Raw genomic sequence first — 22,628 nt, 5'->3', positions numbered from 1 at the left:
ATCAGAAACTCCGAAGGAGGGCCGCAAGACGCGGCGCCATGCCGTCGATCGACGAGGCGATGACGTCGCGATAGCGAACGGCCTGGATGACAAGATAGAGGGCGGCGGCAGCAATAATGCCGACGCCAACGAGCGTAGCGACCTGGTTGGGAAGCAAAGCGGAGGGGTCGGCCGGAAGCGGGTTGGTAACCACGTTCGTTACCTGGTCGCCGGCAACAACACTCGTGCCAGCTGCGGCACCCAGCCCGGCGCGCTTGCCCTTCAAGCGCGCGTCGAGGTCGCGCTGAAGGCTCGACAAAGTGGCAATGCCAACCTTCCCGTCGACGAGCAGATCACGGCTCTCCTGGTACTTCAGAACCGCGTGCAGGCCGATACAACCGCGTGGCGCCGTGGCGTCGAAACCGAGAGACTTCAGCCCTTCCTTGATGTTTTCGATCTCCGCAGCAGAGAGCCGAACAAGGATCTGTGCGCCGCCTCGTGGCGGGATGGCAGGCGGAGGTGCGGCCAGCGCATAATCGCCGTGGACGAGCAGATCATACTCTGCCTCGCGACGGCGCTTGAGGCCTGGCAATACCTTGCCGCCGCCCTTCGTCCACAGCAGAAGGCGGGCATGGGTCTGCACAAAGTCCTTGCCGAGAAACGCCTTGACCCAGGAGGCCTTGTGGATTGCTCCGGTGTTGTAGTCGAAGGATGCGCCCGCATCGAGAGCCTGCTGGCTGCACTCGGATCCGAGCGCTGCGAGCACACGCGGCACATAGTTCTTCGAAAGGGCGAGATCGACGAGACGATCGTTTTCCGCCTCGGTGATAATCATCCCCGGCGTGACCTTCACCACGCCGGACTTCGACGTCAGGCCGGCTCCGATGGTCCATTCCCCGGCCGGGCAACGGTAGGCTTTCGTCACCACGCCCTCATGGGCGTAGAGAAATTTCCGCCCCAACGGGCTGACCGATCTCTGCATGGAAGGCTCCCCGACATGCCAAACGCCGGAAGGCCGGCGACAGGAGCAACTATGCTACGGGGGAGTATTTTGAGGGGCTGACAGGTGTCAGCCTGTTCAGAAGAGACTGCCTTGCTCGTCGTCTTCCTTGGCTTTCATGCGCCAAATCGTACGCTCATGCAAGCCTGCAATGCGTGCTGCCTCGCGCGCGCTTTTGCCTTCCTGGAGAGCAGCATGAGCGCGGCGGCGCGCGGCTGTCAATACGGCGGCCGGCCCGCGCGGGATGATCTCGTTCTGGACGCCTCTCAAGCGGCCATCAGGGTCGAGGGTGGACAGGCCCTGGCATATCCGGTCGGCCGTCTCGAAACCGAGCAGCTTGGTCAACCAGTGATCCTCCGTAGCGCGGGGAGGGATCGATACACGTGTGCCGCCATGGCTGCGGGCGACCTCATAAGCCGCCTCCAGTCCGGCTATGTCCGCGATTTCCGCAAGGATGCCAGGGAGGTTGTTCATGATCTCGACGCCATTCCGAGCCGCAACTCGATCTCGATTTGTTGTGCGGTCAGCTGCTTCAGCATGTCTTCACGGTGGATGCGCGTGCGGGCATCCACGTGGCCGCGGCGCAATTTCTCCAGCAAGCGCGCTCTCTCGACCTTGATCCTGTCCAGTTCAACACGGTCAAACAGGGGAAGTGCGCGCTCCATGTTCAGGACCTCCAGCGGATCAGAACGCCTTCAAACCGGCTTCCCGGTTGTGTCGATCGCCAGAAGCGCCCCATGGTTTCTCGGGCGGTCGATGCGACCAGCGCAGCCGGGGCAATACCGCGCAGCCGGTCCGGGCTGAAGCCGTCCGAGACTGCAAATGGCTCGATCTCGTCACGGTGTAGAGGCAAGCCGTCTATTTCGATGTAGGCAATGCCGCAGTCGATAAGATCGCTAGAAATGATCACGATCGGCAGGACCGCAACGCAAATCGGGTCCGGGATGATCTTGCGGCAATGCAGCGAGCGCATGCCCTCAAAAAGCTGAAGCTCCTCGCCCTGATGGGCGTGACGCCGGCGATGGCCCCGGATCGTGTGGGTCTTGGTGCCGTCCTGGATTTGTGGGGAGAACCACCTTTTGAAGCCATAGGCCACCATTACGCACCGCCTTTTTTCATGGCCCGAAGGCGACGCTTTTCCTCTGCTTTGGCAATGTGAGCCGCGTCATTACGAGGTGGGGCCCGGTATGGTTCCGCCCTAATGCTTTCGCGGCGCAACGCGTCATAACCAACGAAAGAGGCAACAAGAACCGCGGCCGCGGGAATGATCCTTTTCATAGTGAGCCTGCCTTTTTGGCGCGGACCTGCTCGCCGAGAACGTTCATGACGGTCTGCCATTGGCCCGGCGCTATGGCGTCCATATAGACGGGTGCGATTCCTAGAATGTTAAAGACCGTCTCGTCGAAGCCCATCCGAACGATCAGCGAGGCAGCCGGATTGAGGATGCGCCACTGTGCCCAGGCGATCTTTGCGCCGTCAGGTTTCAGCCAGTCATAGCCATTGGTATTGCCGAAGCCGACGCGCGCCTCCCGGTTCATCCATGCCTTGAGGCCATCAATCGCGCGGCTCGCGTCGTCATGATGGTGGAGGAAACGGGTGTGATCGATCCCTGTCTGTCGCCTCACGAAAGCGAGCAGAGCCGCGTCATCCCGGTTCTCGACCAGGCCGAGGTTCCATGCCGCGATCCAGAGTGCCTGGAGCTTCTTGGCGTACTTGCCCGTCAGCTTCTGCCGGCCGTCCTGGCGACGCTCCGCCGGCTTCGGCTCGAAACCCTCCTTGCGAAGAACTTTGAGCACATTCTGACGCTCGGCCTCGGACATGTCCTTGGCCGAGCGCTTGCCGGTGATGTTGTAGAGCTTGGCCCGGTAAACATCGTCATCGAGCCCGAGCTGCTTCTTGGCAACGTGGATGGCTGCAATCGAGGAGGTCATGTCAGCCTCCTGTCGATCTGGCTCGCCAAGGTGTGGAGGTTGATCTCCGCGAGCACGATTGCCCCCTTGGATGTTTTTTCGACGAGGCGTGCGTATGCCTCGCCGTCATGATGGATGATCTCATGACCGTCCCGCTGGTATTCATCAACGAGCACGGCCAAGATTTCAGCGTGGGTGGAAGACAGGCGTCTGGGCGCGCCACCAATCGCTCCTCGACGGCTGTACGCGGCGATGAGGTTGGCTTGGACGGTCGATGGTGTAGGACAAAGGGCAATCACTCGGATCGACCCGGCCTCTGCAGCGAATGCCGCGCCGCATTCATAGGTCACTCCTTGCTCCGGGTCCGTTATGAGCAAGGTTGCTTCCGAAGCTCCCGCCCCGCAAACAGGGCACCGCTTCTCTGCCTTGAGAGATGAGAGGAGAGCATCCGCCATAGCAGGTTGCTCCTCAAGCTCTCGCGAGGTCTATCGTCACGGCCGTCCAAGGCGCGTCGATAGCACTGCGAGTATAGAAGCGGACGTATTCCTTTGAACCGGTCACCCGAATGGAAGCCCTGATCGCCTCCATGGCCCGGTTCCAGCGGTCATCGGCGATCTCCAGACGCAGGAGCATGAACAGCTCCGACTTGTTGATCTGGCCCTCCTTGTCGGTGTTGAAGGCACGTGTGACGATCGACTGTATTTCCGGCCGGCTGTCTGCTGACCATTCATTCAGGCACTCGTCGATCAGAGCTTTTGCGATCTGGAGCTGAGGACCGAATGCGATCTGATCGGCGACCTGCACCTGGACCCGCATCAGTCCGTCGAACGTCTGGTAGGTCTTGTTGCCTTTTTTCCCGCCGACCGATGCACCATACTCCTGAGCGAGCAACTGGTCGAAGGACGAGATGTCGGCCATGGTGTGGTCTCTGAAACGGGTAATCTGTGCGCTCAGGTCGCGGGCAAAGGCAATGATCTTGCGGACCATTTCGTCCTCAAGCCTGTCTTCGGGCTTGATGTTTGCGGCCGGTACGAGGTTACCCTTCGCATCGTGCATGTATTCGCGACCGTTGACGAAAGTGACACCTTCAGCGGCTGCTCGTGTTTCAGTTGCGGCGTCCATCTGACTTGATCCTCTGTTTTGCATACGCGGTTCGAAGCTCGCTCACAGCCCTCATGAGGCGGTCGCGCGCAGCCCTTTCACCAGGCGTATTGGTGGAGATTTCGAGTTTGTTGAGGGCGCTGACGACGCCCTCAACTGCGAGAAAGAGTTCCTTCGTTGCTGCGCGGAGACTTATTTCCTGTCGCTTCTGGCGTCTCCGGGCGCTGTCCAGTTCCTCGCCGATCGCAATGGCGATCTCGTCGAGGGGGAACTCGAAAGTCGCAAGCGCGGTCAGAGCAATGGTCCTGGTCATGCCGCGTCACCTCCGCCAGGACCGCTTGCAATCACATGGAGCCTCGGCTTTGGGCGGAACATCAAAACCTGCGCTCCCTCCTGTTGAGGTGCGTCCGACCGGGCTGGTGTCGGGATCTCACTGAGGATTTCAAATTCCTCTTCGAAGTCCTTCGTCACCTCGTAGGCCATGTTGAGCTGGCGCTGCAGGTCGCAGATCTGGATTGCGTCCAGCACTCGTCCTGGCTGGACGACCGCACGGAACTTGCTGCGGAACTGCGAGAGGATGGTGGACGGCTTGATCTCTTGCGGCGTCATGACTTCCTCCCAAAATTCGGGCGGACGATTTTTTCGCCATCGAGCATCATGTTCCCCATGGCCTCGCCGGCTAGTTGTTCAACGATGCTGCGGCCTTGCTTACCTGCCTGGTCAAGCCGGAAGACGCGAAGCTCGTGCTCGTCGACTTCCGCAAGTTCAACGAGCGCGGTGAGGTTTTGGACGATGGAGCGGATCTCCATGGGTCCCAACGAGCGGCCCGCAGAAGCCACCATCATGAGCTGATCTCGGACAGCTTTCAGTTCTTCGGAGAGCCAGATCGTCATGCGATGCTCTCCACGTTCCGGTTCTTCCAGGCAGTGGCTACATGCTTGACCGTCAGGGTGTCGTCCTCACCCAGCAGCATCATCGCCAGTTTCACGGTCTTCTCGATCTGCCGCAGCGCACCGCCCTTGAGACCGATGCCGACCAGATATTCAACCACATCGTCGGAGAAGTTGCCCCAGGCGTGGATGTAACGGACGAGGTCCTCAGTATACGGGTTGTCGATCAGGAGGCGCTTGCCGATCCGACTTTTCAGCTGATCATAGGAGGGCCCAGAGCGATCCGTTTGAAAGCGGTCATAGACTTCCTTGTTGCCGACGATCGCGACCCCGCATTCGTAGATGTCGACAAAATGCCTGAGCTGGTTGAGCGCCTGGTCGTTGAGATGCTGTCCCTCGTCGACGATGAGCAGCGTGCCGTCACCCATGCGCCGGAGCTTGTTTCCGATGGCACGGGCAAGACGAGCCGGGTTGTGCTCGTTGACCCCCAGTTCCTGCGCGAGCTCGACGAGCATACCGTGTACGGTCTTGGTGTTCTCCGACACGGTTGCCTGGTAGACGTGCGGCCTCGTCCGTTCGTAGTGCCGGCACGTCTCAGTCTTGCCCACGCCGGCGCCGCACGTGATCATCACAAGGTCAGGGCAGTAGTGCGCCCATTCCAGGGTATCGATGATCTCCGTCGATGCCTTCAGGTTGAGGAATGCAGGGGGCCTCGGGATCCGTGCAACAGCGTTCCGGGCTTCGCTTGCTGCTCGAAGCCATTTGTCGATATCATCGTTCACTGAGGACAGAGTGCCGGTGTACTTTCCGGAGAGCCACTGGCTGAACGTCGAGTCAGCGACGCCGGAACGTCGTGCAACTTCCGTCTTGGTGAAGCCGCTGGCCTTGGCAAGCTGAGCCACTTCGATACGCAGCGCTGACCAAATCTGGATCTCACTGCCTTGATGTTTTGCGAGGAATTCTGCCGTCGCGTTCGGAAGTTCCCAGCCGGTTGTGTTTGCCTTGATATTCATGTAAACAGGTTCCCATCAGAGATGCCCGAAAGGGCCGATTGATGGGCGGGGCCGACCCCGCCCTTTCTTTTTCGGAACCGTACGCACTACATTCTCGGTTCATTGCTCCGGTTTTCACCGGCATTCGGCAGGCCTACGCGATACAGAGCGCCTACCGCTTCCCTCCGTTCGGAGTTGGAAAGCTCACCACATTTGCAGTGACGCGGCTCATGCGTGCGCGGAAGCGTTCGCTGAACTCGTCCTGGCTCATGACCTCGGTGTCGGTCTCGACCTTGCGAGCGACGCTCGACGTGGCGATCCGGCGGACCACCGCGCGGGGCGGCTCCGGTGCCTTCGGCTGCTGGTCGAGCGTGACTCGACCGAGGGTTTGCGGATTGAGAAGTTGGCGGGCCGAGAGGAAGGCGCGGGTTGCAGCCAGATACTCCTTCTCGCTACGGGCATGAGCCCGTGCGTCGGCCATCGAGGCGAAACCTGCATCCAAGATGCAGCTTGCGTCGCAGATCAGCCGGCCCTGAGGATCGTAGACCTTCAGCGGGTCGTGAAGGCGGTCCGGGTCAAACCGGAAAGTGACCTTCTTGCCGATCCACTTCTGGAGCGCCTGCGACCAATAGCGGTTGCCTTGGTACTCGATGTGCCCGTCAGGCTTGCGAGCGGTGCGCTGATCGACTGCCATGAGCCAGAGAGAGCGCTGCTCGGAAGTCGGGCTCGGTATCAGGTGGCTGTTTGCGGCATAGCTTTCAGCGAAAGCTTCATTGAACGAGCGTCCAGCTGCAACGCGCGAGGTCCGTCCGACCCGTGCATTGTGCTCCGCGATGCGGTTCGCCACGAGGGCATACACCTCATCCAGCGACACCGCGCGCGCACCGTAGTTGTGCGGCTTCGCCTGTGGATTGCTGCCGGTATAGGCGCCGTCCATGCTTGGATGGAGCGAAATCTCCTCCGCCAGATCCTTCCAGGCGCGTTCGATGGGTTTGGCCTGGCCGCGATAAGGCGTCGTGAAGTGGACTTCGACACCAAGGGCCGTCAACAGTCCACCGATCTCATCGTCTCGCACCTTGAACCGGTTGCGAGACTTCGTGCCTCCCGAGATCTTCTTCGATGCGAATGCCTTGCCGTTGTCCATAAAAATGTGCTGCGGGATGCCATGGTTCTCGACCATGTCGCCGATTGCGGAGCGAACTGCTTCCCATGTTTCGGCCTCGCACAGACGCCACGACAGGATCTTCGCCGAGTAGATGTCCTGGATCCCGAGAAGTGTGATGCGAACGGGATCCTTTGACCAAGGCGCGCGGATGCGCAGATCAAGCACGTGGCCGTCCGTGTTGACCATCTGCATCGCGTGGAGCTTGGTTTTGTCGCGGCGCTGGGCTGGATACATCCTGCGTGCAGCCTCGCGACCTTCCCGCGCCAGAACCTGCACAGCTGGCTCAAACTCAGCAGCCATGCGGCGGCGCAGGGTTCTCTCGGACGGGATCGGCTCCCATCCATTCTTGGCGGCTTCTTCCTTCATGCGGCGGAAGCAGGCCGAGAACTTCGGTTCGCCAGCGCGCAGGTAGTCCGAGCAAAGATATTGCCAAGCCATCGGATGGCATTCGGCGACCTCTACCACCACGCCATTTCCGATGCTGACGTTCGATGGCGCAAGCGCCGGGAGCCAGTCCTCTCGGGCAATTCCTCCGACCATTGCTCGCCACTCGTAAAGAGCGGACTTGCCAACGCCATGCCGGCGCTTGATTTCGGAGAGGATCGTATGGCCGGGAATGCCTGCGTGCCGCATTGTCTCGGCATCCGTCAGCACCTGAAGGCGGAAGCGGCACGTCTCGCGCTGGGTCTCCGTCAACCGCTCAAAGCGCTTCCAGAGCATCTTCGAACGCTCCTTATCGGCCGAAGACGCGTCATAGGTCGTGTATTTGACCGCAAGGCGCTGGCGAGCCGCAGGCGGCAGAAGGCGCAGATGGTACTCGCGCGCGCCGCCTTCGCCGATGCGGCTGAGATCGGGACAAGCATCCCATCCCTCTCGGTCCGCGACGTTGCGAATTCCCTGATAAGAGCTCGGCAGGTCCGGCAGTCTTTCCGACAGCAGTTGTGGTATGGAGAACCATTCTTTCATGCCGCACCCCCGGCCTTCTTCGAGGCCATGTAGGCTCGGATGTCTGCTTCGTGTCTCTTGCAGAAATGCAGCGTTTCCCGGATTGCCAGCACGCGCTGCATGCGCATCTCGGCCTCTTCCTGACGCATGCGGCCCTCTCGAACCAAGCGAGGGTAATCCCGCTGGCGCTGCGCGATATCGTGCTCGATCTCGGAGATCTGACCGACGATGGAGATTTTCTTTGCGCCCCTTGGTGTCATCAGCGCACCCTCTTGATTTCGACGGGACGCTGCCTTTGACGACGGATTTCCGCCTCAATGCGCCGGCGCTCTTGCTGAAGGCGCGCGAGTTCTGCGAGCCTTGCTTCATCCCCGATCAGGACGGTCACGCCCTGGATGGAGGCGACCTCGTCCCACAGCCACATGGCGCCCGTTGCATGGACGAATGCAGTGAACCGTATGAGTGAGATGTCGTGGCTCGACTTGCTTTCGGCCGTATAAGCGTCAAGCGATGCGCGGCTGACATTCGGGAGGCCGAGATATTGCGCCATGCGCGCCGCGATCACCGGGCGGCTGTGCGGACACTCACGGATCGCTCGCGCCATGGCTCGCTTTACCTTGGAGCGGTAACGGTCGATGTCGATGCTCTCGACAGGTTCCCGAACAGGGAAAACCGGCTCGGCGAACATGTCGATCTGATAGGGATCGGAGATCATGCTGCGTCCTCCAGATTGGACCAGTCGTCGGCGCTGACGACCTCATCGAGGAAGCGGCGGCGGGTCGCCTCATCGGCCTTGCTCCAGATGTCCGAAAGGCGGGCGAACAGCATGCCCTGGAGATCGAGCGCCGGCGGTTCGGCCTTCGGCGCGATCAGGGCCATGGCGGCCTTGAAGGTCGCGCCCTCCCGCATCGCGGCGGCAAGCTTCAGCTGCGCTTCCACGTCGAGCTTGGCGAGTTTCAGGAGCTTGGACTGATCGTCTTCAATCTCCGTGGCGCGAACGGCTTGACGAAGATCCTGGTGAAGGTGAACGGCGATCTGCGAAATACGCTTATAGGTGCGATGGCTGATCCCGAGGCGCTCCTGCACTCGCTGAGAGAGCTCTTTTCCGGGCAAAGCGAAAATTGGGCCATCGTGGCCCTTTTTCGGTCGCCCACGGTGAATATTCCCGACCATCTCCTCAATCGTCTCGCGATACTTGGCGACGAAAAGCGCCCGGTTGAGCGCGGACAGGTCGTTGCGGATCAGGTTTTCCGAGATCTCGATCAGGACAGCCTGGGCGGCGTCCGCCGTGACCACCATTGCGTCGATCTCGGTCCACTCGTTGATCTTGGCAGCGGTCAGGCGGTGACCGCCGGCCACCAGCGTGTAGGGGGTTGCGCCCTTCTGGGCGTTTGGCGTGCGGCGCACCGTGATCGGGTTGATCAGGCCGCGCTCAGCCATTGAGGCGGCGATGGCCTCGGCGTGATCCTGGTCGATCGGGCGCTGGCGCTCGCCGACATGGATGCTGGAAACGGGAATACGCGCAAAATCTGCGGTCATGCTGCCACCTGGTCTCTCTTGATTTCGCGGAGGAAGATCGCCTTCGCGTATTTTCCCATGCGCAAGAATGCGGCATCGAAAACAGGGCACTCGCGGCGAACTTCGATGATTTTGGTGATGGTGCAGATCCGGCCACGCTGGCGGTTAAGCATGATCGCGATGCGCCGGCGGGGAACGCAAAACTCATCCCACATCAGCGTTATTGCTACCTGGCGGGCGAGCAACGCATCGAACAAACCATGGGGCGGATCGATAATGTCTCGTATCGCCAGATGGCTGAAATGCTCGCTTACGGCGAGGTAGCACGCGCTCATCATCAACTGCAGTCGGGCGTCGGCGTCGTGGACGTTCATCATGGCCGGGTCTCAATGAACCATGCGGCAGGTGCCGCCCGTTTCCCGACGCTCTATTCGACGCTCGATTTCTTCGGTCAGCTTTGATGCCGGCCACCCCTCGCGGATTGCGCGGCCGACCAGGTGGTCAACCTCTGCCGGGGGCAGCTCCGAGATGGACGGCGACGCCTGCTCGGCGGCGAAACGAAGGGACTGGAAGCGTCGAACGTGGGCTGTCACGGCAGAGTCACGCCCTTTCCTCGGGGAATCAGCCATATTGGGGTGTGCCAGGGCGGAGAAAGCGCCCTGGCACTCTTCAACCGCCAAAACGTGAAAGGAGAAACGTATGGCGATCGATTGGGAAGCCCGCATAAAGCGGAACATGGAGGCAGCTCGGAAGCTGGACCCAAATTTCTGGAGGCACCCGCTTGCAGAAGCGACGGTCGCTCTGCTTGAGGCCGGGCAACCGGTGACAGTGTCCAGCCTGATCTCACGGCTGGAAGCGTTCGGGGACGGCCCCGAAGAATTGATGCGAAGGGAGATTTCAGAGGCAGCCATCGAGCGCCTCCGCAAGATTGTCGTTGAGTAGAATGGCAAACAGGATCTGCACTGCGACCTGTTCGTCGTCGCGATAGGGCAGCAGCTCGAGCGCGATATCTACGGCTCGGGACAAAGGTTCGTCGCCGATCCGCTGATAGAGCTTCTTCACTGCGCTGTCCGCAGATTGAAACATGTCAGATCCCTCCCCTGAAAAAGAGAAGGGCGAAGACAGCAGCAAGGATCACCGCCGATGCAACGGCGACGATCACAAAGGCCTCAAAGCCATCGTAAGCCGGTTTCGAAACCGGCATGAAGGGGTTTCGAGCGCCAAATTCAGACGCCACTTCAGACGTTGTGGAGCCGCTCCGCATCGTCGATGCTTCAAGCGTGGCACGGCAAGAAGGCCGGACAGCCGGGATCGCAGATGCAAGGTCCTGCCGGTGAAAACCCGGATGGTAAAGGCTAGAACGGTCAGCCGCGCCACACATTATGCGGCCTCGCGACGGGCAGTGGACTCTGCCAGATATTCGTGAGACAGAATCCGGGTTGTTTTTTTGGGGTATCGGTCGGGGAAGATTTCTTCCACCGGCCGCCCAAGGAATTCGGCGATGATCGCCTCATTGATGGCATTGGGGCGGGTCCAGATGTGTCGGAAGCTTGCAGGGTTTCTGCCATGCAGCTTCGCGAGCGCTGTCAGCGTCATTTCTCGGCGGCGCAGCTCGGCGAGAATGTCGTGACGGTCAGGTCCAGCCTTTTTGGGCTTGGCCATGTTCTGCTCCTGATCAGCGGCGTTGCAGCGCCGCTTTTTTGGGGTTCAGTGTGTACAATCGCGGACTGCTTAGGCGGGCCGCTAAGGAAGGGATAGCTCCAAATTTGGAACTGGTCAAGTCCAAACTTGGAACTATAGAGTCGATGGAAGAAGATGCTGAAAGCGCCTTGCGAGATCGGATTGCCGAGGCACTGAAGATGATTGGCGAGGGGAAAGCGGTTGCCGAGAAAATCGGTATCGCGAACGGAACCTTGAACAAGTACCGCGCCAAGACATCGACCGCATCTATGGTGAACGCAGCTGTTATTGCGGAAGCTGCGGGGCTGTCACTGGAATGGGTGGCAACTGGAAAGGGCGAGAAATTGGCACGGAAGGCGACGGCGCTTTCAATTTTCGCCTCGACCGGTGTGGACCCTATTCTAATGGAAAAACTCTACAAGGCAGTCGAGCGCGTCTACCGCGACGCAGGTCAGCGCCCGCCTGGTCACCGTATCGCAAACGAGGCGACAGAACTGTTAAACCTCTTGCTTGAAAAGGTCACCGACATTCGGGATGAGTTGGTCGTCGATGCCGTCATTCCTGTCTTGGCGCAGCAGCTCGTAGAGCGTCTGGCGCAAGCCGCGGCCGAGCCTGGCACTGGCAAACGTTCGGCTTCATGATTGTAAAGTCCCTCATTGTTTGGCCGGCCCTTGGGTGGTTACCTTTGGAGGTAGTCAACGCTGTTTCTACTGGCATTTTTTGTACCATCTGAGGTTATTCAACAGCAATTTTTGGTAATGGGGCCGGCAATATGAGTGAGGAAAGAATATCGAAGGTTGTCTGCGGTGTGATCGACTGGTCCAGAGCTCCGCGTCGCGCGAAATGGTGGGCTCTGGATGCCGATGGGAATGCTCATTGGTTTCTGGAGCCCAACGTCGCGGCCTTCACCGACTTCTGGTTTGGTGAGGTGGTCGATGCCCCCACCTTTGACTTCCAGGGCGACTGGCGAACGAGTTTGGCGATGAGGCCAGTTGAATCGAGCGAATAGACACGCTGGTCGTAAGTGATTGTTTTGATGTTATTATCCCCTCGGTTCCACGAAGTTGAATTTCGATTTTGGAAGGGCGAGCGGAGAATTTGAGTTCCAAAGGACATTTCAGTAGGGCGTAATGTGCCTTCAAAGCTTGTTTTTCAATAACTTGAAGGTGTTTCAAACTCTCGAGCGCTTTTTCAAAGGCGATTTGAAAGGCATAGGATTATGTCGCCTTGTCCGTTATTTCGGACGAACTCGCGGCAATTCCCTGGTTTTTTCCGGACAGGCGCAGCGGCGTTTCTTACGGCACAAGGTATTGAAATATCGATTAATCCCGGCTGTTCGCGGTTATTCCCGGATTTCCGGAGTGCCGTGTCAAACTACAGCCAGAAGGTACACAACCCATATGGCGGTGCCGAGCGGAAAGATGAGGTCGGAGATGAAAGGTACAACTGTCAGGATGCCCAGCAATGCATAAAGCCAGGGTTCGGCTTTCTCTTCGAAATTCATTTGTTTCCGCCCAGATCCCGGCGCATGGACAAAAATAGCGCCGTAGTAGGCCCCCGACGGGGCATCTCGCCGGAAAATAGGTCTTGAAAACGATAAATCCAGATGGAAGGACAAAGTTGGACGCCAACCGCCTCGCGCAGGGATGCCGTGATAGAGGCAGGCGACGGCAATCATAGCGGGAGCCGAAAAAAGCCCGCGGTCGATAGAGGGAGAGACATGACAGACCGGACCTATTACGCGCCCACGGGCGGCAATCCGCCCCAGACCCAGCTGCTGACCGGACGGGCGGTGTTCACGGAAGCCTATGCGGTCATCCCGCGGGGCGTGATGATGGACATCGTCACGAGCTACCTTCCGTTCTGGGAAGGTACCCGCTTGTGGGTCCTGTCGCGGCCCTTGTCGGGATTTGCCGAGACATTCTCCCAATACATCATGGAGGTGCAGCCCGGTGGCGGCAGCGACCGGCCCGAGCTCGATCCGGGTGCCGAAGGCGCATTGTTCGTCGTGGGTGGCGAGATCACGGTAACGCTCGAGGGCAAGGCGCACGGGCTGACCGAGGGTGGCTTTGCCTTCCTTCCGCCGGGCAGCCGCTGGACGATCCGCAACGAAAGCACCGCGCCGGCCCGCTTTCACTGGATCCGCAAGGCCTACGAGGCGGTGGAGGGGCTGGATACGCCCGAAGCATTCTTCGTCAACGAAAAGGACATAAAGCCCTCGCCCATGGCGCATACCGAGGGGAAGTGGGCAACGACGCGCTTCGTCGATCCCGCCGACCTGCGTCACGACATGCATGTCACCATCGTCACGTTCGAGCCGGGCGCGGTCATTCCCTTTGCCGAAACCCATGTGATGGAGCATGGCCTGTATGTGCTCGAGGGTAAGGCCGTCTATCGCCTGAACCAGGACTGGGTGGAGGTCGAGGCCGGCGACTTCATGTGGCTGAGGGCCTTCTGCCCGCAGGCCTGCTATGCCGGCGGGCCGGGGCGCTTCCGCTACCTTCTTTACAAGGACGTCAACCGTCACATGAAGCTGAAGCTGGGCTAAGGCATCCACCGATCCTGAAGTCTGGAGGGCGACGCGTCAGCGTCGCCCTTTTGTTTTTGGCTGCCTCCCTTTCCTTCGGCAGGCGAACCCTCCGGCGCGCTGAAAATGGACCAGACCAATTTCGGGGAAAACCCTCGTTCTGGTCTCCTCCCAAAACGTCAATCATGAAAATGAATTTCATAATCCGCGGCGAAACGGTGTTTCGGGTTGACGAGAGAGAAAATTTGCCGCAGGTTGACGAAAATAAATTACGAAAAGGGGATGCAGGCAGCATGAGAGTGGGCATCATCGGATTGGGCTTCCGGCTGGGCTACCTTGGCTATGTCCTCAAGGCAGTGGAGCCGGATTTCGAGATCGTCGGTTATGTCGATCCGGATCCCGCAGGGCTGCCCGGCCTCCAGGCAAAGGGTATTTCCGCGGGCAAGGCCTATGCGACGCCGGAGGACCTTATCGCTTCCGAAAAGCTCGATCTGCTGATGATCGGCTCGCCCAACCACATGCATCTCGATCACATTCGCCTCGGCCTCGAGGCCGGCCTCAAGATCTTCTGCGAAAAGCCTGTCGTCACCACTATCGGGGAGAGCATCGAGCTTGCCCGTCTGATGAACAGGTACGGTCACGAAAGGGTGCAGGTCGGCCTCGTCCTTCGTTATTCACCGCTCTATCGCGATCTGCGGGCCCTTCAGGCCGAAGGAAAGCTGGGCCACGTGGTGTCCATCGAGGCGGCGGAGCACATCGAGCCCTATCACGGCGCATTCTTCATGCGCGACTGGCGTCGATACGGCCGCTATTCCGGCAGCTTCATGCTGGAAAAATGCTGCCACGACCTGGATCTCTACAACGGCGTCGTCGGCGCGCGACCCCAGCGGGTTGCAAGCTTCGGCGGACGCAAGAGCTTCGTGCCGGAGAACGATCCGGCCCGCGAAGGCATCAACGACGTTGAACTCTTCCATCGCAAGCCCTCCGGCTGGCTGGGGTCGAACCGGGTTTTCGACAGCGACGGCGACATCATCGACTATCAGGTCGCCATCGTCGAATACGAGAACGGTGTCGGCATGAACTTCCACACGAACCTCAACGTGCCGGACCAGTTCCGCCGCTTCGCCATCATGGGATCGCGCGGCAAGGCCGAGGGCGATTTCGTCCGCGGCTATCTGAACGTCCACGAACAGCTGACCGGCAAGCACATCGTCGCCAATACCTACAGCGCCACGGCGCTTTCCGAACACTACGGCGCCGACGAGCAGATGGCGGCTGACCTTCTGGCCAATGCCCGAAGCGGCGTGCCGCTTCCCGTCTCGACGCTCAACGCGCTGGAGGCCGGAATTCTGGCGCTCGCCATGGATGAAGCCCGCATGACGAAGAGCGTCATCGATCTGCGGCCCGTCTGGGACCGTTTCGACGAAGCGCTGCACGGCCGCACCGGTTGAGGAGGGGGCGATGACGGTACAGAGGAGCGCCGTAGTTTTCGCCTGGATCCTGCTTCTGCCGGCGGTTCTCTACGTGGCCGTGATTGTCGCCTATCCGCTTGTGGATACGATCATCCTGTCCTTCACCGATGCCTCCCTGAAGAAGGTGACGAACTGGGTGGGATGGGCCAATTACCGCAAGATCTTCAGCCCGACCTTTGCCGAGGTCATCACCCGAACCTTCGTCTGGACCTTCTTTTCCGTTCTCTTCAAGATGATCATCGGCGTCTTCGGCGCCACCATGCTGAATGCCGCCGTCCCCGGTCGTGCGCTGTTTCGCGTGCTGACCATGCCGCCATGGATCGTGCCGATGGCCATCGGCATCTTCATGTGGGGGTGGATGTATAATGGCCAGTTCGGGATGATTTCCGGCGTGCTGCAGAACATGGGCGCGGTGGACGGGCCAGTGGCCTTCCTAGCCTATGGAAGCACCGCCTTCTGGGCCACCATCATCACCGACGTCTGGATCGGCGTGCCGATGGTGACGCTCTACATGCTGGCCGCGATGCAGGCCATCCCGCAGGATCTCTACGAGGCGGCATGGACGGATGGGGCCGGGCGCTTCTATCGCTTCCGTCGCATCACGCTGCCGCTGATCCTGCCGGCGCTCATCACCATGTCCATGCTGTCGCTGATCGCGACCTTCAATTCCTTCGACATCATCTGGATCCTCACCCGTGGTGGCCCGAACGGCGACACCACCACGATGATCATCGACACCTACAAGACCGCAATCGGCTCGAAGAAATACGGGGAGGGCGCAGCGCGCGCCGTGCTCATCTGCATCTTCCTGTCGCTCTTCTGCCTTGCCTATTTCCGCATCACCAGCCGCCTGACTTCGGGAGACCGGAAATGAAGACCTCACAGATGATCGCCCGCTACAAGTGGTACGAGATCGTCGGCATCTATGCCGGGATCGCCATCTTCCTGGCTTTCGTGCTGGCGCCCTTCATCGAGGGCTTCCTGGTTTCGCTGAAGCCGCTCGGACTTCTCTTCTCGTCGCCCTACCGTTTCTGGCCGGAAAACGGCTCCTTCAGGGCCTATGTGACGATGTGGCAGAGCGTGCCCGGCTTCGGCTGGTACATCTTCAATTCCTTCTTCATCTCCTCCGTCGTCACCGTCATCGTGCTGGTGCTGGTGGTGCCGGCGGCCTACGCCTTTGCCCGGTTCGACTTTCGCGGCAGCGGGCCGTTGCTGGGGGCATTCCTCGCCGTCAACATGTTCTCAGGCGCCGTTCTGCTCATTCCGCTGTTCCGGCTGATGCGTTCGTTCGGTGTCCTGAACACCTACTTCGCGATGATCGTGCCCGGCGTGGCCTTCCTCATTCCCTCCGCCATCTGGCTCTTGCGCACCTACATGATGCGCATCCCGCGGGAACTGGACGAGGCGGCCTTTGTCGATGGCGCCAGCTACTTCTACACGCTGCGCCGGGTGATCCTGCCGATTGCCATGCCGGGCATCACGGTGGTCGCCATCACCACCTTCATCGGCGCCTACGCACAGCAGTTCATTTTCGCGCTGACCTTCAACTCCAAGACCGAATACATGCCGCTGCCTGTCGGACTGTTTGCCTATTTCGGCCGGCAGGAAGTGGTGTGGAACGAGCTCATGGCCGCAAGCTTCGTGGGCATAACCCCGGCCATGATCCTCATTTTCCTGATGCAGCGATATCTCGTCGCCGGCCTCACCGCAGGTGCCGTGAAACAATAGGCCTTAATCAAAAGCTTCAAAAAGCAAGGGGAACTGACATGACAAAGACAATGACCATCCTCGCCGGCAGCCTGGCGCTTCTCGCAAGCACCGCCATACCAGGCTTCGCGGAAGACAAGGAGCTTTCCTTCATCGTCTGCGGCGATACCATGAATGCGGTTCAGGAGCGAACCATGCATGAGTGGGAGGCGAAGAACCCGGGATACAAGGTGAAGCCCGAGGTCGTCGGCTGGGATCAGTGCCAGGACAAGGTGACGACCCTTGCAGCCGCAGGCACACCGGTGGCACTCGCCTATGTCGGCTCCCGCACGCTGAAGGAATTTGCCAGCAACGACCTCATCGTGCCGATCCCGATGACCGACGAGGAGAAGGGCGCCTATTATCCCAACATCGTGGATACCGTCACCTTCGAGGGCCAACAGTGGGGCGTTCCGGTCGCCTTCTCCACAAAGGCTCTTTACTGGAACAAGGAACTCTTCAAGCAGGCCGGCCTCGATCCCGAAACGCCGCCGAAGACCTGGGACGAGCAGCAGCAGATGGCAAAGACCATCAAGGAGAAGACGGGCATTCCCGGCTTCGGCGTCGTCGCAAAGACCTTCGACAACACCATGCACCAGTTCCTGCACTGGGTGTACACCAACAACGGTTCGGTCATCGACAAGGATGGCAACATCACGCTCGACAGCCCCCAGAACCTCGCGGCACTGACCGCCCTCAAGAACATCGTTCCCTATGCCGAGGAAGGCCCGACCGCCTACGAGCAGAACGAGGTCCGCGCCATCTTCCTCGATGGCAAGGTGGCCATGATCCAGGCCTCGGTCGGCGCGGTCGTGCGCCTGGCCGATACCAAGATCAACTGGGGCGTCACCAACCTGCCGCTCGGTCCCGATGCCAAGGGTCCGGGCACCCTGCTGATCACCGACAGCCTCGCGGTCTTCAAGGGCACCGAGGTGGAAGACAAGGCGATCGATCTCGCCAAGTTCCTGACGGCTCCGAAGCCGCAGTTCGAATACGAGCTTTCCGAAGGCCTGACCCCGCTGCGTCCGAGCCCCGAGGTGGACAAGCTGGTGGCCGAAAAGCCCTACTGGAAGCCGTTCATCGACGGCATTTCCTTCGGCGGTCCGGAGCCGCTCTTCACGGACTACAAGAACTTCCAGAATTCGATGATCACCATGGTACAGTCCGTGGTGACCGGCCAGGCCGAGCCTGCCGACGCCTTGAAGAAGGCTGCGGCGGAGATCGAAGAGTTCAAGTAAGATCGTGTGACGGAGGTGTGCTGCCCGGCATGTTCCTGCCGGGCGGCACACACCTTCCCAATCGGGCAGAAAGCCCGGCGTATCGCTGGAGTGGGATATTGGGACAGCTGAACATCAACCGGGTGCAGAAGTTTTTCGGCCAGTTCGAGGTGCTGAAGAGCGTGGATCTCGAGGTCAGGGAGGGCGAGTTCGTCGTCTTCGTCGGCCCGTCCGGCTGCGGAAAATCGACCTTGCTGCGCATGATCGCCGGTCTGGAAGACACCACAAGGGGTGACATCGTCATCGATGGGGTAAGGGTCAACGACCTGCCGCCCGTCAGGCGCGGCATCGCGATGGTCTTCCAGTCCTATGCCCTTTATCCGCACATGACGGTTTTCGAGAACATCGCCTTTCCGCTCCGGGTGGAAGGCATGGAGGAAGGAAAGCTGCGGCAGAAGGTCGAGGATGCCGCACGCATTCTCCATCTGGAGCAGCGGCTGGAGCAAAAGCCGGGCATGCTGTCCGGTGGCCAGCGCCAGCGCGTGGCGATCGGTCGGGCAATCGTGCGCGAACCGAAGATCTTTCTGTTCGACGAGCCGCTGTCGAACCTCGATGCGGCCCTGCGCGCGGACATGCGGATCGAGCTTGCGAAGCTCCACAAGCGGCTCAAGGCCACGATGATCTACGTCACCCACGACCAGGTGGAAGCCATGACCATGGCCGACCGCATCGTGGTGATGAATGCCGGAGGCATCGCCCAGACGGGGGCGCCGCTCGAACTCTATCACAAGCCCGCCAATCTCTTCGTCGCAGGCTTCATCGGGAATCCGAAGATGAACTTCATGCCGGTCACCTGCGTGTCTGCGAGTCCGGATGGCGTTGTCATCGATTACGCGGGGCAGCGGATGACGGTTCCCGTCGAGCCGCGCCCGGGCATGGAGGGACAAAACCTCACCCTTGGCATCAGGCCGGAGCATATCGATCTCGCCGGCGGAGACATCACTCTTACCGTGCGGCCGACGGTGATCGAACGTCTCGGTGCAGAAACGGTCGCTTACGCGTCGCTGGATGGCGAAAGGGAAAATTTCTGCGCCACCCTGTCTGGCAGCGTCGGCATTCGGGCCGAGGAGCCCCTGACCCTTGGTATCCGTGCGGCCGACTGCCATCTGTTCGATGCGGATGGCGAGGCCTTCGAGCGTCGCGTCTCGCTTACCGATATCGACATGAAGCTTCTCGAGCCGGCGCGGGCGCCGGCCTGATCGGATTTCCGCGGCAGGGCTCCCTGTGCCGTGACGGGAGAGAGGCAGCGAAGGCCGTGTCTCTCCCTTTTCTCTTGCGTTACCAGACGAGGCCGCGGGCGGCCACCGGTTCGACGCGGGTCACCTTCCCGTCGCGATGAAACACCATCGTGTCGAAAAGGTTGGACACGACGCAGGTGTGGTTCGGAATGATGCGGATCTTCTCGCCGATATCAGGCCCCCTCTGTGCCGCGCTGAGATCGATCACGCCATGTTCCTCGGAAAGCGCGGTGATGGCAGCGCCCGGATAACCCACGACCGTTCCGTAATCCTGGAAGCCCAGAAGGTCCGATGTCAGTGCTTTCGAACCGGCATCGATGACCGCGCGCGTCGGCGTCGGCCGGGACACGACGGTTGCCAGAACATGCATGGCGCAGTCGTCCTCGGTGCAGTGGCCCGCCCGGACCATGGACCTGTCATTGAATATGTAGGTGCCGGCGCGATGTTCCGTCGCTGCGGTGACCAGATGCGCCTCGAAGAGGCTGGGCGTACCGCCATTGCTCACGATGGGGCAGGACATGCCTGCTGCCTCCAGCCTCGAGAGAGCCTCTTCGAGGAAGGTCTGGACGGCCTGATAAGCGCCGGGCTTCGGATAGGTCAGAAGGCCTTCAAAAACGAGACCGGGCGCTTCGGCGATCCGCCGCGCAAGAGCGACGGCCTCCTGTGGCGACTGCACGCCGCACCGGCCCGCTCCCGTATCGCATTCCACCAGAACCTTCAGCGGTTTTCGGGACGCAAAGGTGGCCGACAGGCCGTCGATGGTGACGGCGCTGTCAGCCACGACCTTCAGATCGTCGATACGGTCGTTGAGGGCCGCCAGGCGTTCAAGCTTTTCCGTCCCGAGGATGTTGAAGGTAATGAGGATGTCCTGGAAGCCGGCGGCGGCAAATACTTCCGCTTCCGTGATCTTCTGGCAGTTGATGCCCCGGGCGCCTGCCTTGCACTGCTCGGCTGCAAGGGCGGGGATCTTGTGGGTCTTGATATGGGGGCGGAACCGCAGGCCATGGGCGTCCATGTAGGCCTGAGCGCGTGCGATATTGGCGGCCAGCCGGTCCTCGTCGATGATCGGACGGGGGGTGGAAAGGGCTTCCACGCTTTGTCCGGGGCGTGCGATCTCCTGATAGGTCGCGTTGTCCATCTTATCCCATCCTCCGTTCGAGCCCGTGCGGATCCTCCACCATCGGCCAGATGGTGCGGGGCGCCCGCTGATAGGGCGTCTTTGCCGGATTGTTGGGATAGGGGGTTCCGGCGGAGCAGTAAATGATCTCCGCAGCGATGCGGGAGAAGGAGGCGTAGAAATGATTGGTCGACTTGATGACCAGGATCCTGCGTGACGTGGGGTCTATGCCCATCGCCGAGAAAAGGCTGGGGTCGAAGCTCTGCGCTCTGGTCGAGTTCAGGATGATCTCGATGCCGCCCATCGTGATCAGCGCCGAGTCGCCGAAGGGGGCATAGCTTTCGCCGAAGCGCATTTCTGCATTTTCGACGATCTTGACCACCTTCACCCGACCGTCGATGGGGTTGCCGGTTCCCGGCGCGGACTTGGCGCCGAATCGCAAGGGAATTTCAGCCCCTTCGCCTGCCGCCATGCAGATGCTGACCGCCATCGGGTCCCAGATGGTGCCGATCGCCACGCCCTCGGCCCCGCGCGCCAGCAGTTCGGCGAGCAGAACGGTGGCATCGCCGGCTGTTCCGCCACCGGGGTTGTCCCAGACGTCGGCGATGACCACTGGCCATCGCGTGGCGCGAAGCGCGCGTTCCACCGCGGCCTTTTCGTCGATCTGCGGCATGATGAAGGTGCCGCGCTTGGCGAAGAGCTCGAGGCCGAGGCTGCGGGCAAGCGCGTCTCCCTTGCCGGCATGGTCATTCGTCACCACGAGCATCTTGGTGCCCATCTCCGGCACGTCCCCGGCCATGAAGCCATGGACCACCGAGATGGAAAGCACGTCCGGGTCTTCCTTCTCGATGGTCTGGATCTTGTCGACGAAGGAGCGCATCGGTTCGCGCGAGGTGGGATAGACGTCGATCATCCGGCAGTCGAATACCGACATCACCGGCTTGACCCGGCCCTCCAGCGTGTCCACTGCAATCCGCCAGAGATCCTCTGCCCTGTCGACGAAATCGGTGTGGGGGAATTCCTTGAAGTAGACAAAGATATCCGCCGCGGCGAGGCGTTTTGCGGTGAGGTGGCTGTGGGGATCGAGCTCCGCGGCCACCAGCACGTCGGGGCCCACCAGCGCCCTGACGCGGGCCAGGATATCGCCTTCGGTGTCTTCGTAGCCGGAAGCCACCATCGCGCCGTGGAGGCCGAGAATGACGGCGTCGACGGGCAGGGCTGCCTGCAACTGGGCAAGAACCTCGTCGCGCAGGCCCTCATAGGCCTGCCGGTTCACGAGGCCCGCCGGGTCGGCCCAGGCTGCCGTCCCCTCGATCAGCGTCCAGCCCTTCTCCCTGCACACCCGCCTTCCCACCGTGATCGGTGCGGAACAGAGGGTAGGCGTTTCCGGATGCGTGCCCGGAGGTGCATAAAGCGATGCCTCGAAAGCCCGCCTGTCTATGCAGATCGGGGAGAAGGTGTTGGTCTCGGTCGCGAGCGCCGCCGTGAAGATCCGCACGATTGAAGCCTTTATCCGTTCATGCTGCAGGTGTGGGCCGTCCGGGCTCAGCCCATCGGATTGGGAAGGTAGCCGGTGAAGCCGCAGATCTTCCAGCGGCCCTGATGGAGCCGGCAGTAATAAAGTGTCTGCCAGGCCATGATGTCTCGCGTGCCATCGCTGCGGGTAATGCCGCCATCGAACTTCTTGCGCACGAGTGCCGCCTCGCCGGTGATTTCTATGACCTCGAGGCGCGTGGTGTTGAAGATCGCCGTGCGGGCATCCTCGGCGAAGGAGAGGGTTGCAAATTCCCTTGCCTGCCGGAGCCATTCATCCCGATAGGCTTCCAGCGTGGGAAAGGCGAGGCGCCAGCCATCCGGATTGACCTGCTTCCCCGCATCGATGCCGAGAAAGCCTTCGGCGATGAAATCCCCTTCCACGGCCGCCCAGTCCGCCGCCAGGAAAGCATCGATGTCACGGGGGACGAGCATCTCCCAGATCTGGTGACGGGCCGCATCTTCAGACGGAAAGGGATTGCGAAACGGATCGCGCATTCAGGTCCTCATTAAAATTCTTTTCATGAATGGTGAATTT

General features: G+C 60.6%; 31 protein-coding genes. 8 read left to right on the top strand and 23 right to left on the bottom strand.

Annotated features, from left to right (window positions below; genetic code table 11):
- Nucleotide 1: 1 nt before the first annotated feature.
- From GGR23_RS17110 to GGR23_RS17020, 19 genes are all read right to left on the bottom strand, one after another.
- Nucleotides 2-961: a glycoside hydrolase family protein gene (locus GGR23_RS17110; RefSeq protein ID WP_183367549.1), complete on the bottom strand. Its 960-nt coding sequence runs from the start codon at nucleotides 959-961 to the stop codon at nucleotides 2-4.
- Between the two features lie 96 nt (nucleotides 962-1,057).
- A complete protein-coding gene (locus GGR23_RS17105) occupies nucleotides 1,058-1,453 on the bottom strand; it encodes a hypothetical protein (RefSeq protein ID WP_183367548.1) in 396 nt (131 codons plus the stop codon).
- Entirely contained in the window at nucleotides 1,450-1,644 is a 195-nt protein-coding gene (locus GGR23_RS17100) for a hypothetical protein (RefSeq protein WP_183367547.1), read from the bottom strand. The genes GGR23_RS17105 and GGR23_RS17100 overlap by 4 nt, the downstream gene beginning before the upstream one ends.
- A gap of 2 nt (nucleotides 1,645-1,646) precedes the next feature.
- The gene (locus GGR23_RS17095; RefSeq protein WP_183367546.1) at nucleotides 1,647-2,078 is read right to left on the bottom strand and encodes an ASCH domain-containing protein; all 432 of its coding nucleotides are present in this window, start codon (nucleotides 2,076-2,078) and stop codon (nucleotides 1,647-1,649) included.
- Nucleotides 2,079-2,253: 175 nt separating this feature from the next.
- The gene (locus GGR23_RS17090) at nucleotides 2,254-2,910 is read right to left on the bottom strand and encodes a gp16 family protein (RefSeq protein WP_183367545.1); all 657 of its coding nucleotides are present in this window, start codon (nucleotides 2,908-2,910) and stop codon (nucleotides 2,254-2,256) included.
- Nucleotides 2,907-3,266 (bottom strand): hypothetical protein, encoded by a 360-nt coding sequence (locus GGR23_RS17085; RefSeq protein WP_183367544.1) that lies wholly within the window; start codon nucleotides 3,264-3,266, stop codon nucleotides 2,907-2,909. The genes GGR23_RS17090 and GGR23_RS17085 overlap by 4 nt, the downstream gene beginning before the upstream one ends.
- A 91-nt stretch (nucleotides 3,267-3,357) precedes the next feature.
- The gene (locus GGR23_RS17080) at nucleotides 3,358-4,011 is read right to left on the bottom strand and encodes a DUF3164 family protein (RefSeq protein ID WP_183367543.1); all 654 of its coding nucleotides are present in this window, start codon (nucleotides 4,009-4,011) and stop codon (nucleotides 3,358-3,360) included.
- Complete coding sequence (locus tag GGR23_RS17075) at nucleotides 3,995-4,303, bottom strand: hypothetical protein (RefSeq protein WP_183367542.1); 309 nt, start codon at nucleotides 4,301-4,303, stop codon at nucleotides 3,995-3,997. The genes GGR23_RS17080 and GGR23_RS17075 overlap by 17 nt, the downstream gene beginning before the upstream one ends.
- Complete coding sequence (locus GGR23_RS17070; RefSeq protein WP_183367541.1) at nucleotides 4,300-4,599, bottom strand: hypothetical protein; 300 nt, start codon at nucleotides 4,597-4,599, stop codon at nucleotides 4,300-4,302. The genes GGR23_RS17075 and GGR23_RS17070 overlap by 4 nt, the downstream gene beginning before the upstream one ends.
- The gene (locus GGR23_RS17065; protein WP_183367540.1) at nucleotides 4,596-4,883 is read right to left on the bottom strand and encodes a hypothetical protein; all 288 of its coding nucleotides are present in this window, start codon (nucleotides 4,881-4,883) and stop codon (nucleotides 4,596-4,598) included. Before GGR23_RS17065 ends, GGR23_RS17070 begins: the two co-directional genes overlap by 4 nt.
- Entirely contained in the window at nucleotides 4,880-5,893 is a 1,014-nt protein-coding gene (locus GGR23_RS17060) for an AAA family ATPase (protein WP_183367539.1), read from the bottom strand. Before GGR23_RS17060 ends, GGR23_RS17065 begins: the two co-directional genes overlap by 4 nt.
- 151 nt (nucleotides 5,894-6,044) lie before the next feature.
- Nucleotides 6,045-8,003: a transposase domain-containing protein gene (locus GGR23_RS17055; protein ID WP_183367538.1), complete on the bottom strand. Its 1,959-nt coding sequence runs from the start codon at nucleotides 8,001-8,003 to the stop codon at nucleotides 6,045-6,047.
- Nucleotides 8,000-8,242: a hypothetical protein gene (locus GGR23_RS17050; RefSeq protein ID WP_183367537.1), complete on the bottom strand. Its 243-nt coding sequence runs from the start codon at nucleotides 8,240-8,242 to the stop codon at nucleotides 8,000-8,002. The genes GGR23_RS17055 and GGR23_RS17050 overlap by 4 nt, the downstream gene beginning before the upstream one ends.
- The gene (locus GGR23_RS17045) at nucleotides 8,242-8,697 is read right to left on the bottom strand and encodes a hypothetical protein (RefSeq protein WP_183367536.1); all 456 of its coding nucleotides are present in this window, start codon (nucleotides 8,695-8,697) and stop codon (nucleotides 8,242-8,244) included. The genes GGR23_RS17050 and GGR23_RS17045 overlap by 1 nt, the downstream gene beginning before the upstream one ends.
- Nucleotides 8,694-9,521, bottom strand: coding sequence for a ParB N-terminal domain-containing protein (locus GGR23_RS17040; protein ID WP_183367535.1), 828 nt, complete (start codon nucleotides 9,519-9,521; stop codon nucleotides 8,694-8,696). The genes GGR23_RS17045 and GGR23_RS17040 overlap by 4 nt, the downstream gene beginning before the upstream one ends.
- Nucleotides 9,518-9,877, bottom strand: a complete 360-nt coding sequence (locus GGR23_RS17035) for a hypothetical protein (RefSeq protein ID WP_183367534.1) — start codon at nucleotides 9,875-9,877, stop codon at nucleotides 9,518-9,520. The genes GGR23_RS17040 and GGR23_RS17035 overlap by 4 nt, the downstream gene beginning before the upstream one ends.
- A 9-nt stretch (nucleotides 9,878-9,886) precedes the next feature.
- A complete protein-coding gene (locus GGR23_RS17030; RefSeq protein ID WP_183367533.1) occupies nucleotides 9,887-10,093 on the bottom strand; it encodes a hypothetical protein in 207 nt (68 codons plus the stop codon).
- Between the two features lie 304 nt (nucleotides 10,094-10,397).
- Complete coding sequence (locus tag GGR23_RS17025; protein ID WP_183367532.1) at nucleotides 10,398-10,586, bottom strand: hypothetical protein; 189 nt, start codon at nucleotides 10,584-10,586, stop codon at nucleotides 10,398-10,400.
- Nucleotides 10,587-10,880: 294 nt separating this feature from the next.
- Nucleotides 10,881-11,162, bottom strand: coding sequence for a helix-turn-helix domain-containing protein (locus GGR23_RS17020; RefSeq protein ID WP_183367531.1), 282 nt, complete (start codon nucleotides 11,160-11,162; stop codon nucleotides 10,881-10,883).
- 104 nt (nucleotides 11,163-11,266) lie between these two features.
- Between GGR23_RS17020 and GGR23_RS17015 the strand changes: the two genes are divergently transcribed.
- Nucleotides 11,267-11,821 (top strand): hypothetical protein, encoded by a 555-nt coding sequence (locus GGR23_RS17015; protein ID WP_183367530.1) that lies wholly within the window; start codon nucleotides 11,267-11,269, stop codon nucleotides 11,819-11,821.
- Between the two features lie 131 nt (nucleotides 11,822-11,952).
- Entirely contained in the window at nucleotides 11,953-12,189 is a 237-nt protein-coding gene (locus tag GGR23_RS17010) for a hypothetical protein (RefSeq protein WP_183367529.1), read from the top strand.
- 360 nt (nucleotides 12,190-12,549) lie between these two features.
- On the opposite strand, the gene GGR23_RS17005 is transcribed toward GGR23_RS17010, so the two are convergent.
- Nucleotides 12,550-12,858, bottom strand: a complete 309-nt coding sequence (locus GGR23_RS17005; protein WP_183367528.1) for a hypothetical protein — start codon at nucleotides 12,856-12,858, stop codon at nucleotides 12,550-12,552.
- Between the two features lie 42 nt (nucleotides 12,859-12,900).
- On the opposite strand from GGR23_RS17005, the gene GGR23_RS17000 reads away from it, so the two are divergent.
- From GGR23_RS17000 to GGR23_RS16975, 6 genes are all read left to right on the top strand, one after another.
- On the top strand, nucleotides 12,901-13,728 hold the full coding sequence (locus GGR23_RS17000) for a bifunctional allantoicase/(S)-ureidoglycine aminohydrolase (protein ID WP_183367527.1): 828 nt from the start codon (nucleotides 12,901-12,903) through the stop codon (nucleotides 13,726-13,728).
- Nucleotides 13,729-14,000: 272 nt separating this feature from the next.
- Nucleotides 14,001-15,158, top strand: a complete 1,158-nt coding sequence (locus GGR23_RS16995) for a Gfo/Idh/MocA family protein (protein ID WP_183367526.1) — start codon at nucleotides 14,001-14,003, stop codon at nucleotides 15,156-15,158.
- Between the two features lie 10 nt (nucleotides 15,159-15,168).
- Complete coding sequence (locus GGR23_RS16990; protein WP_183367525.1) at nucleotides 15,169-16,053, top strand: carbohydrate ABC transporter permease; 885 nt, start codon at nucleotides 15,169-15,171, stop codon at nucleotides 16,051-16,053.
- Nucleotides 16,050-16,907 (top strand): carbohydrate ABC transporter permease, encoded by an 858-nt coding sequence (locus GGR23_RS16985; protein ID WP_183367524.1) that lies wholly within the window; start codon nucleotides 16,050-16,052, stop codon nucleotides 16,905-16,907. The genes GGR23_RS16990 and GGR23_RS16985 overlap by 4 nt, the downstream gene beginning before the upstream one ends.
- A gap of 38 nt (nucleotides 16,908-16,945) precedes the next feature.
- Nucleotides 16,946-18,163 carry an ABC transporter substrate-binding protein gene (locus tag GGR23_RS16980; protein ID WP_183367523.1) on the top strand — a complete coding sequence of 406 codons (1,218 nt, stop codon included), beginning with the start codon at nucleotides 16,946-16,948 and terminating at the stop codon, nucleotides 18,161-18,163.
- A 98-nt stretch (nucleotides 18,164-18,261) separates the two neighbouring features.
- Nucleotides 18,262-19,401, top strand: a complete 1,140-nt coding sequence (locus GGR23_RS16975) for an ABC transporter ATP-binding protein (RefSeq protein WP_183367522.1) — start codon at nucleotides 18,262-18,264, stop codon at nucleotides 19,399-19,401.
- A gap of 79 nt (nucleotides 19,402-19,480) precedes the next feature.
- Here the strand turns inward: GGR23_RS16975 and GGR23_RS16970 are convergent, their stop codons facing one another.
- Genes GGR23_RS16970 through GGR23_RS16960 form a run of 3 tightly spaced genes read right to left on the bottom strand, consistent with a single transcriptional unit; the run spans nucleotide 19,481 to nucleotide 22,588 of the window.
- On the bottom strand, nucleotides 19,481-20,578 hold the full coding sequence (locus tag GGR23_RS16970; RefSeq protein WP_183367521.1) for a D-TA family PLP-dependent enzyme: 1,098 nt from the start codon (nucleotides 20,576-20,578) through the stop codon (nucleotides 19,481-19,483).
- 1 nt (nucleotide 20,579) lies between these two features.
- A complete protein-coding gene (locus tag GGR23_RS16965) occupies nucleotides 20,580-22,055 on the bottom strand; it encodes a M81 family metallopeptidase (protein WP_183367520.1) in 1,476 nt (491 codons plus the stop codon).
- Between the two features lie 47 nt (nucleotides 22,056-22,102).
- A complete protein-coding gene (locus GGR23_RS16960; protein WP_183367519.1) occupies nucleotides 22,103-22,588 on the bottom strand; it encodes a hypothetical protein in 486 nt (161 codons plus the stop codon).
- Nucleotides 22,589-22,628 lie beyond the last annotated feature (40 nt).

It is taken from the genome of Gellertiella hungarica (assembly GCF_014197145.1).
Classification (GTDB): domain Bacteria; phylum Pseudomonadota; class Alphaproteobacteria; order Rhizobiales; family Rhizobiaceae; genus Gellertiella; species Gellertiella hungarica.
The sequence above is the reverse complement of the archived record's forward strand: the minus strand, read 5'-3'. Positions and strand labels throughout refer to the sequence as shown.

Bases quoted from the DNA above. Each gene is read 5' to 3' on its own strand.
- GGR23_RS16985 (WP_183367524.1), top strand. From the start codon at position 16,050: ATGAAGACCTCACAGATGATCGCCCGCTACAAGTGGTACGAGATCGTC.
- GGR23_RS17070 (WP_183367541.1), bottom strand. From the start codon at position 4,599: ATGACGCCGCAAGAGATCAAGCCGTCCACCATCCTCTCGCAGTTCCGC.
- GGR23_RS17110 (WP_183367549.1), bottom strand. From the start codon at position 961: ATGCAGAGATCGGTCAGCCCGTTGGGGCGGAAATTTCTCTACGCCCAT.
- GGR23_RS17045 (WP_183367536.1), bottom strand. From the start codon at position 8,697: ATGATCTCCGATCCCTATCAGATCGACATGTTCGCCGAGCCGGTTTTC.
- GGR23_RS17040 (WP_183367535.1), bottom strand. From the start codon at position 9,521: ATGACCGCAGATTTTGCGCGTATTCCCGTTTCCAGCATCCATGTCGGC.
- GGR23_RS16970 (WP_183367521.1), bottom strand. From the start codon at position 20,578: ATGGACAACGCGACCTATCAGGAGATCGCACGCCCCGGACAAAGCGTG.
- GGR23_RS17055 (WP_183367538.1), bottom strand. From the start codon at position 8,003: ATGAAAGAATGGTTCTCCATACCACAACTGCTGTCGGAAAGACTGCCG.
- GGR23_RS17105 (WP_183367548.1), bottom strand. From the start codon at position 1,453: ATGAACAACCTCCCTGGCATCCTTGCGGAAATCGCGGACATAGCCGGA.
- GGR23_RS17050 (WP_183367537.1), bottom strand. From the start codon at position 8,242: ATGACACCAAGGGGCGCAAAGAAAATCTCCATCGTCGGTCAGATCTCC.
- GGR23_RS17100 (WP_183367547.1), bottom strand. From the start codon at position 1,644: ATGGAGCGCGCACTTCCCCTGTTTGACCGTGTTGAACTGGACAGGATC.
- GGR23_RS17080 (WP_183367543.1), bottom strand. From the start codon at position 4,011: ATGGACGCCGCAACTGAAACACGAGCAGCCGCTGAAGGTGTCACTTTC.
- GGR23_RS16990 (WP_183367525.1), top strand. From the start codon at position 15,169: ATGACGGTACAGAGGAGCGCCGTAGTTTTCGCCTGGATCCTGCTTCTG.
- GGR23_RS17090 (WP_183367545.1), bottom strand. From the start codon at position 2,910: ATGACCTCCTCGATTGCAGCCATCCACGTTGCCAAGAAGCAGCTCGGG.
- GGR23_RS17095 (WP_183367546.1), bottom strand. From the start codon at position 2,078: ATGGTGGCCTATGGCTTCAAAAGGTGGTTCTCCCCACAAATCCAGGAC.
- GGR23_RS17020 (WP_183367531.1), bottom strand. From the start codon at position 11,162: ATGGCCAAGCCCAAAAAGGCTGGACCTGACCGTCACGACATTCTCGCC.
- GGR23_RS16995 (WP_183367526.1), top strand. From the start codon at position 14,001: ATGAGAGTGGGCATCATCGGATTGGGCTTCCGGCTGGGCTACCTTGGC.
- GGR23_RS17035 (WP_183367534.1), bottom strand. From the start codon at position 9,877: ATGATGAACGTCCACGACGCCGACGCCCGACTGCAGTTGATGATGAGC.
- GGR23_RS16960 (WP_183367519.1), bottom strand. From the start codon at position 22,588: ATGCGCGATCCGTTTCGCAATCCCTTTCCGTCTGAAGATGCGGCCCGT.
- GGR23_RS17075 (WP_183367542.1), bottom strand. From the start codon at position 4,303: ATGACCAGGACCATTGCTCTGACCGCGCTTGCGACTTTCGAGTTCCCC.
- GGR23_RS17005 (WP_183367528.1), bottom strand. From the start codon at position 12,858: ATGATTGCCGTCGCCTGCCTCTATCACGGCATCCCTGCGCGAGGCGGT.
- GGR23_RS17065 (WP_183367540.1), bottom strand. From the start codon at position 4,883: ATGACGATCTGGCTCTCCGAAGAACTGAAAGCTGTCCGAGATCAGCTC.
- GGR23_RS17010 (WP_183367529.1), top strand. From the start codon at position 11,953: ATGAGTGAGGAAAGAATATCGAAGGTTGTCTGCGGTGTGATCGACTGG.
- GGR23_RS16980 (WP_183367523.1), top strand. From the start codon at position 16,946: ATGACAAAGACAATGACCATCCTCGCCGGCAGCCTGGCGCTTCTCGCA.
- GGR23_RS17025 (WP_183367532.1), bottom strand. From the start codon at position 10,586: ATGTTTCAATCTGCGGACAGCGCAGTGAAGAAGCTCTATCAGCGGATC.
- GGR23_RS17000 (WP_183367527.1), top strand. From the start codon at position 12,901: ATGACAGACCGGACCTATTACGCGCCCACGGGCGGCAATCCGCCCCAG.
- GGR23_RS17060 (WP_183367539.1), bottom strand. From the start codon at position 5,893: ATGAATATCAAGGCAAACACAACCGGCTGGGAACTTCCGAACGCGACG.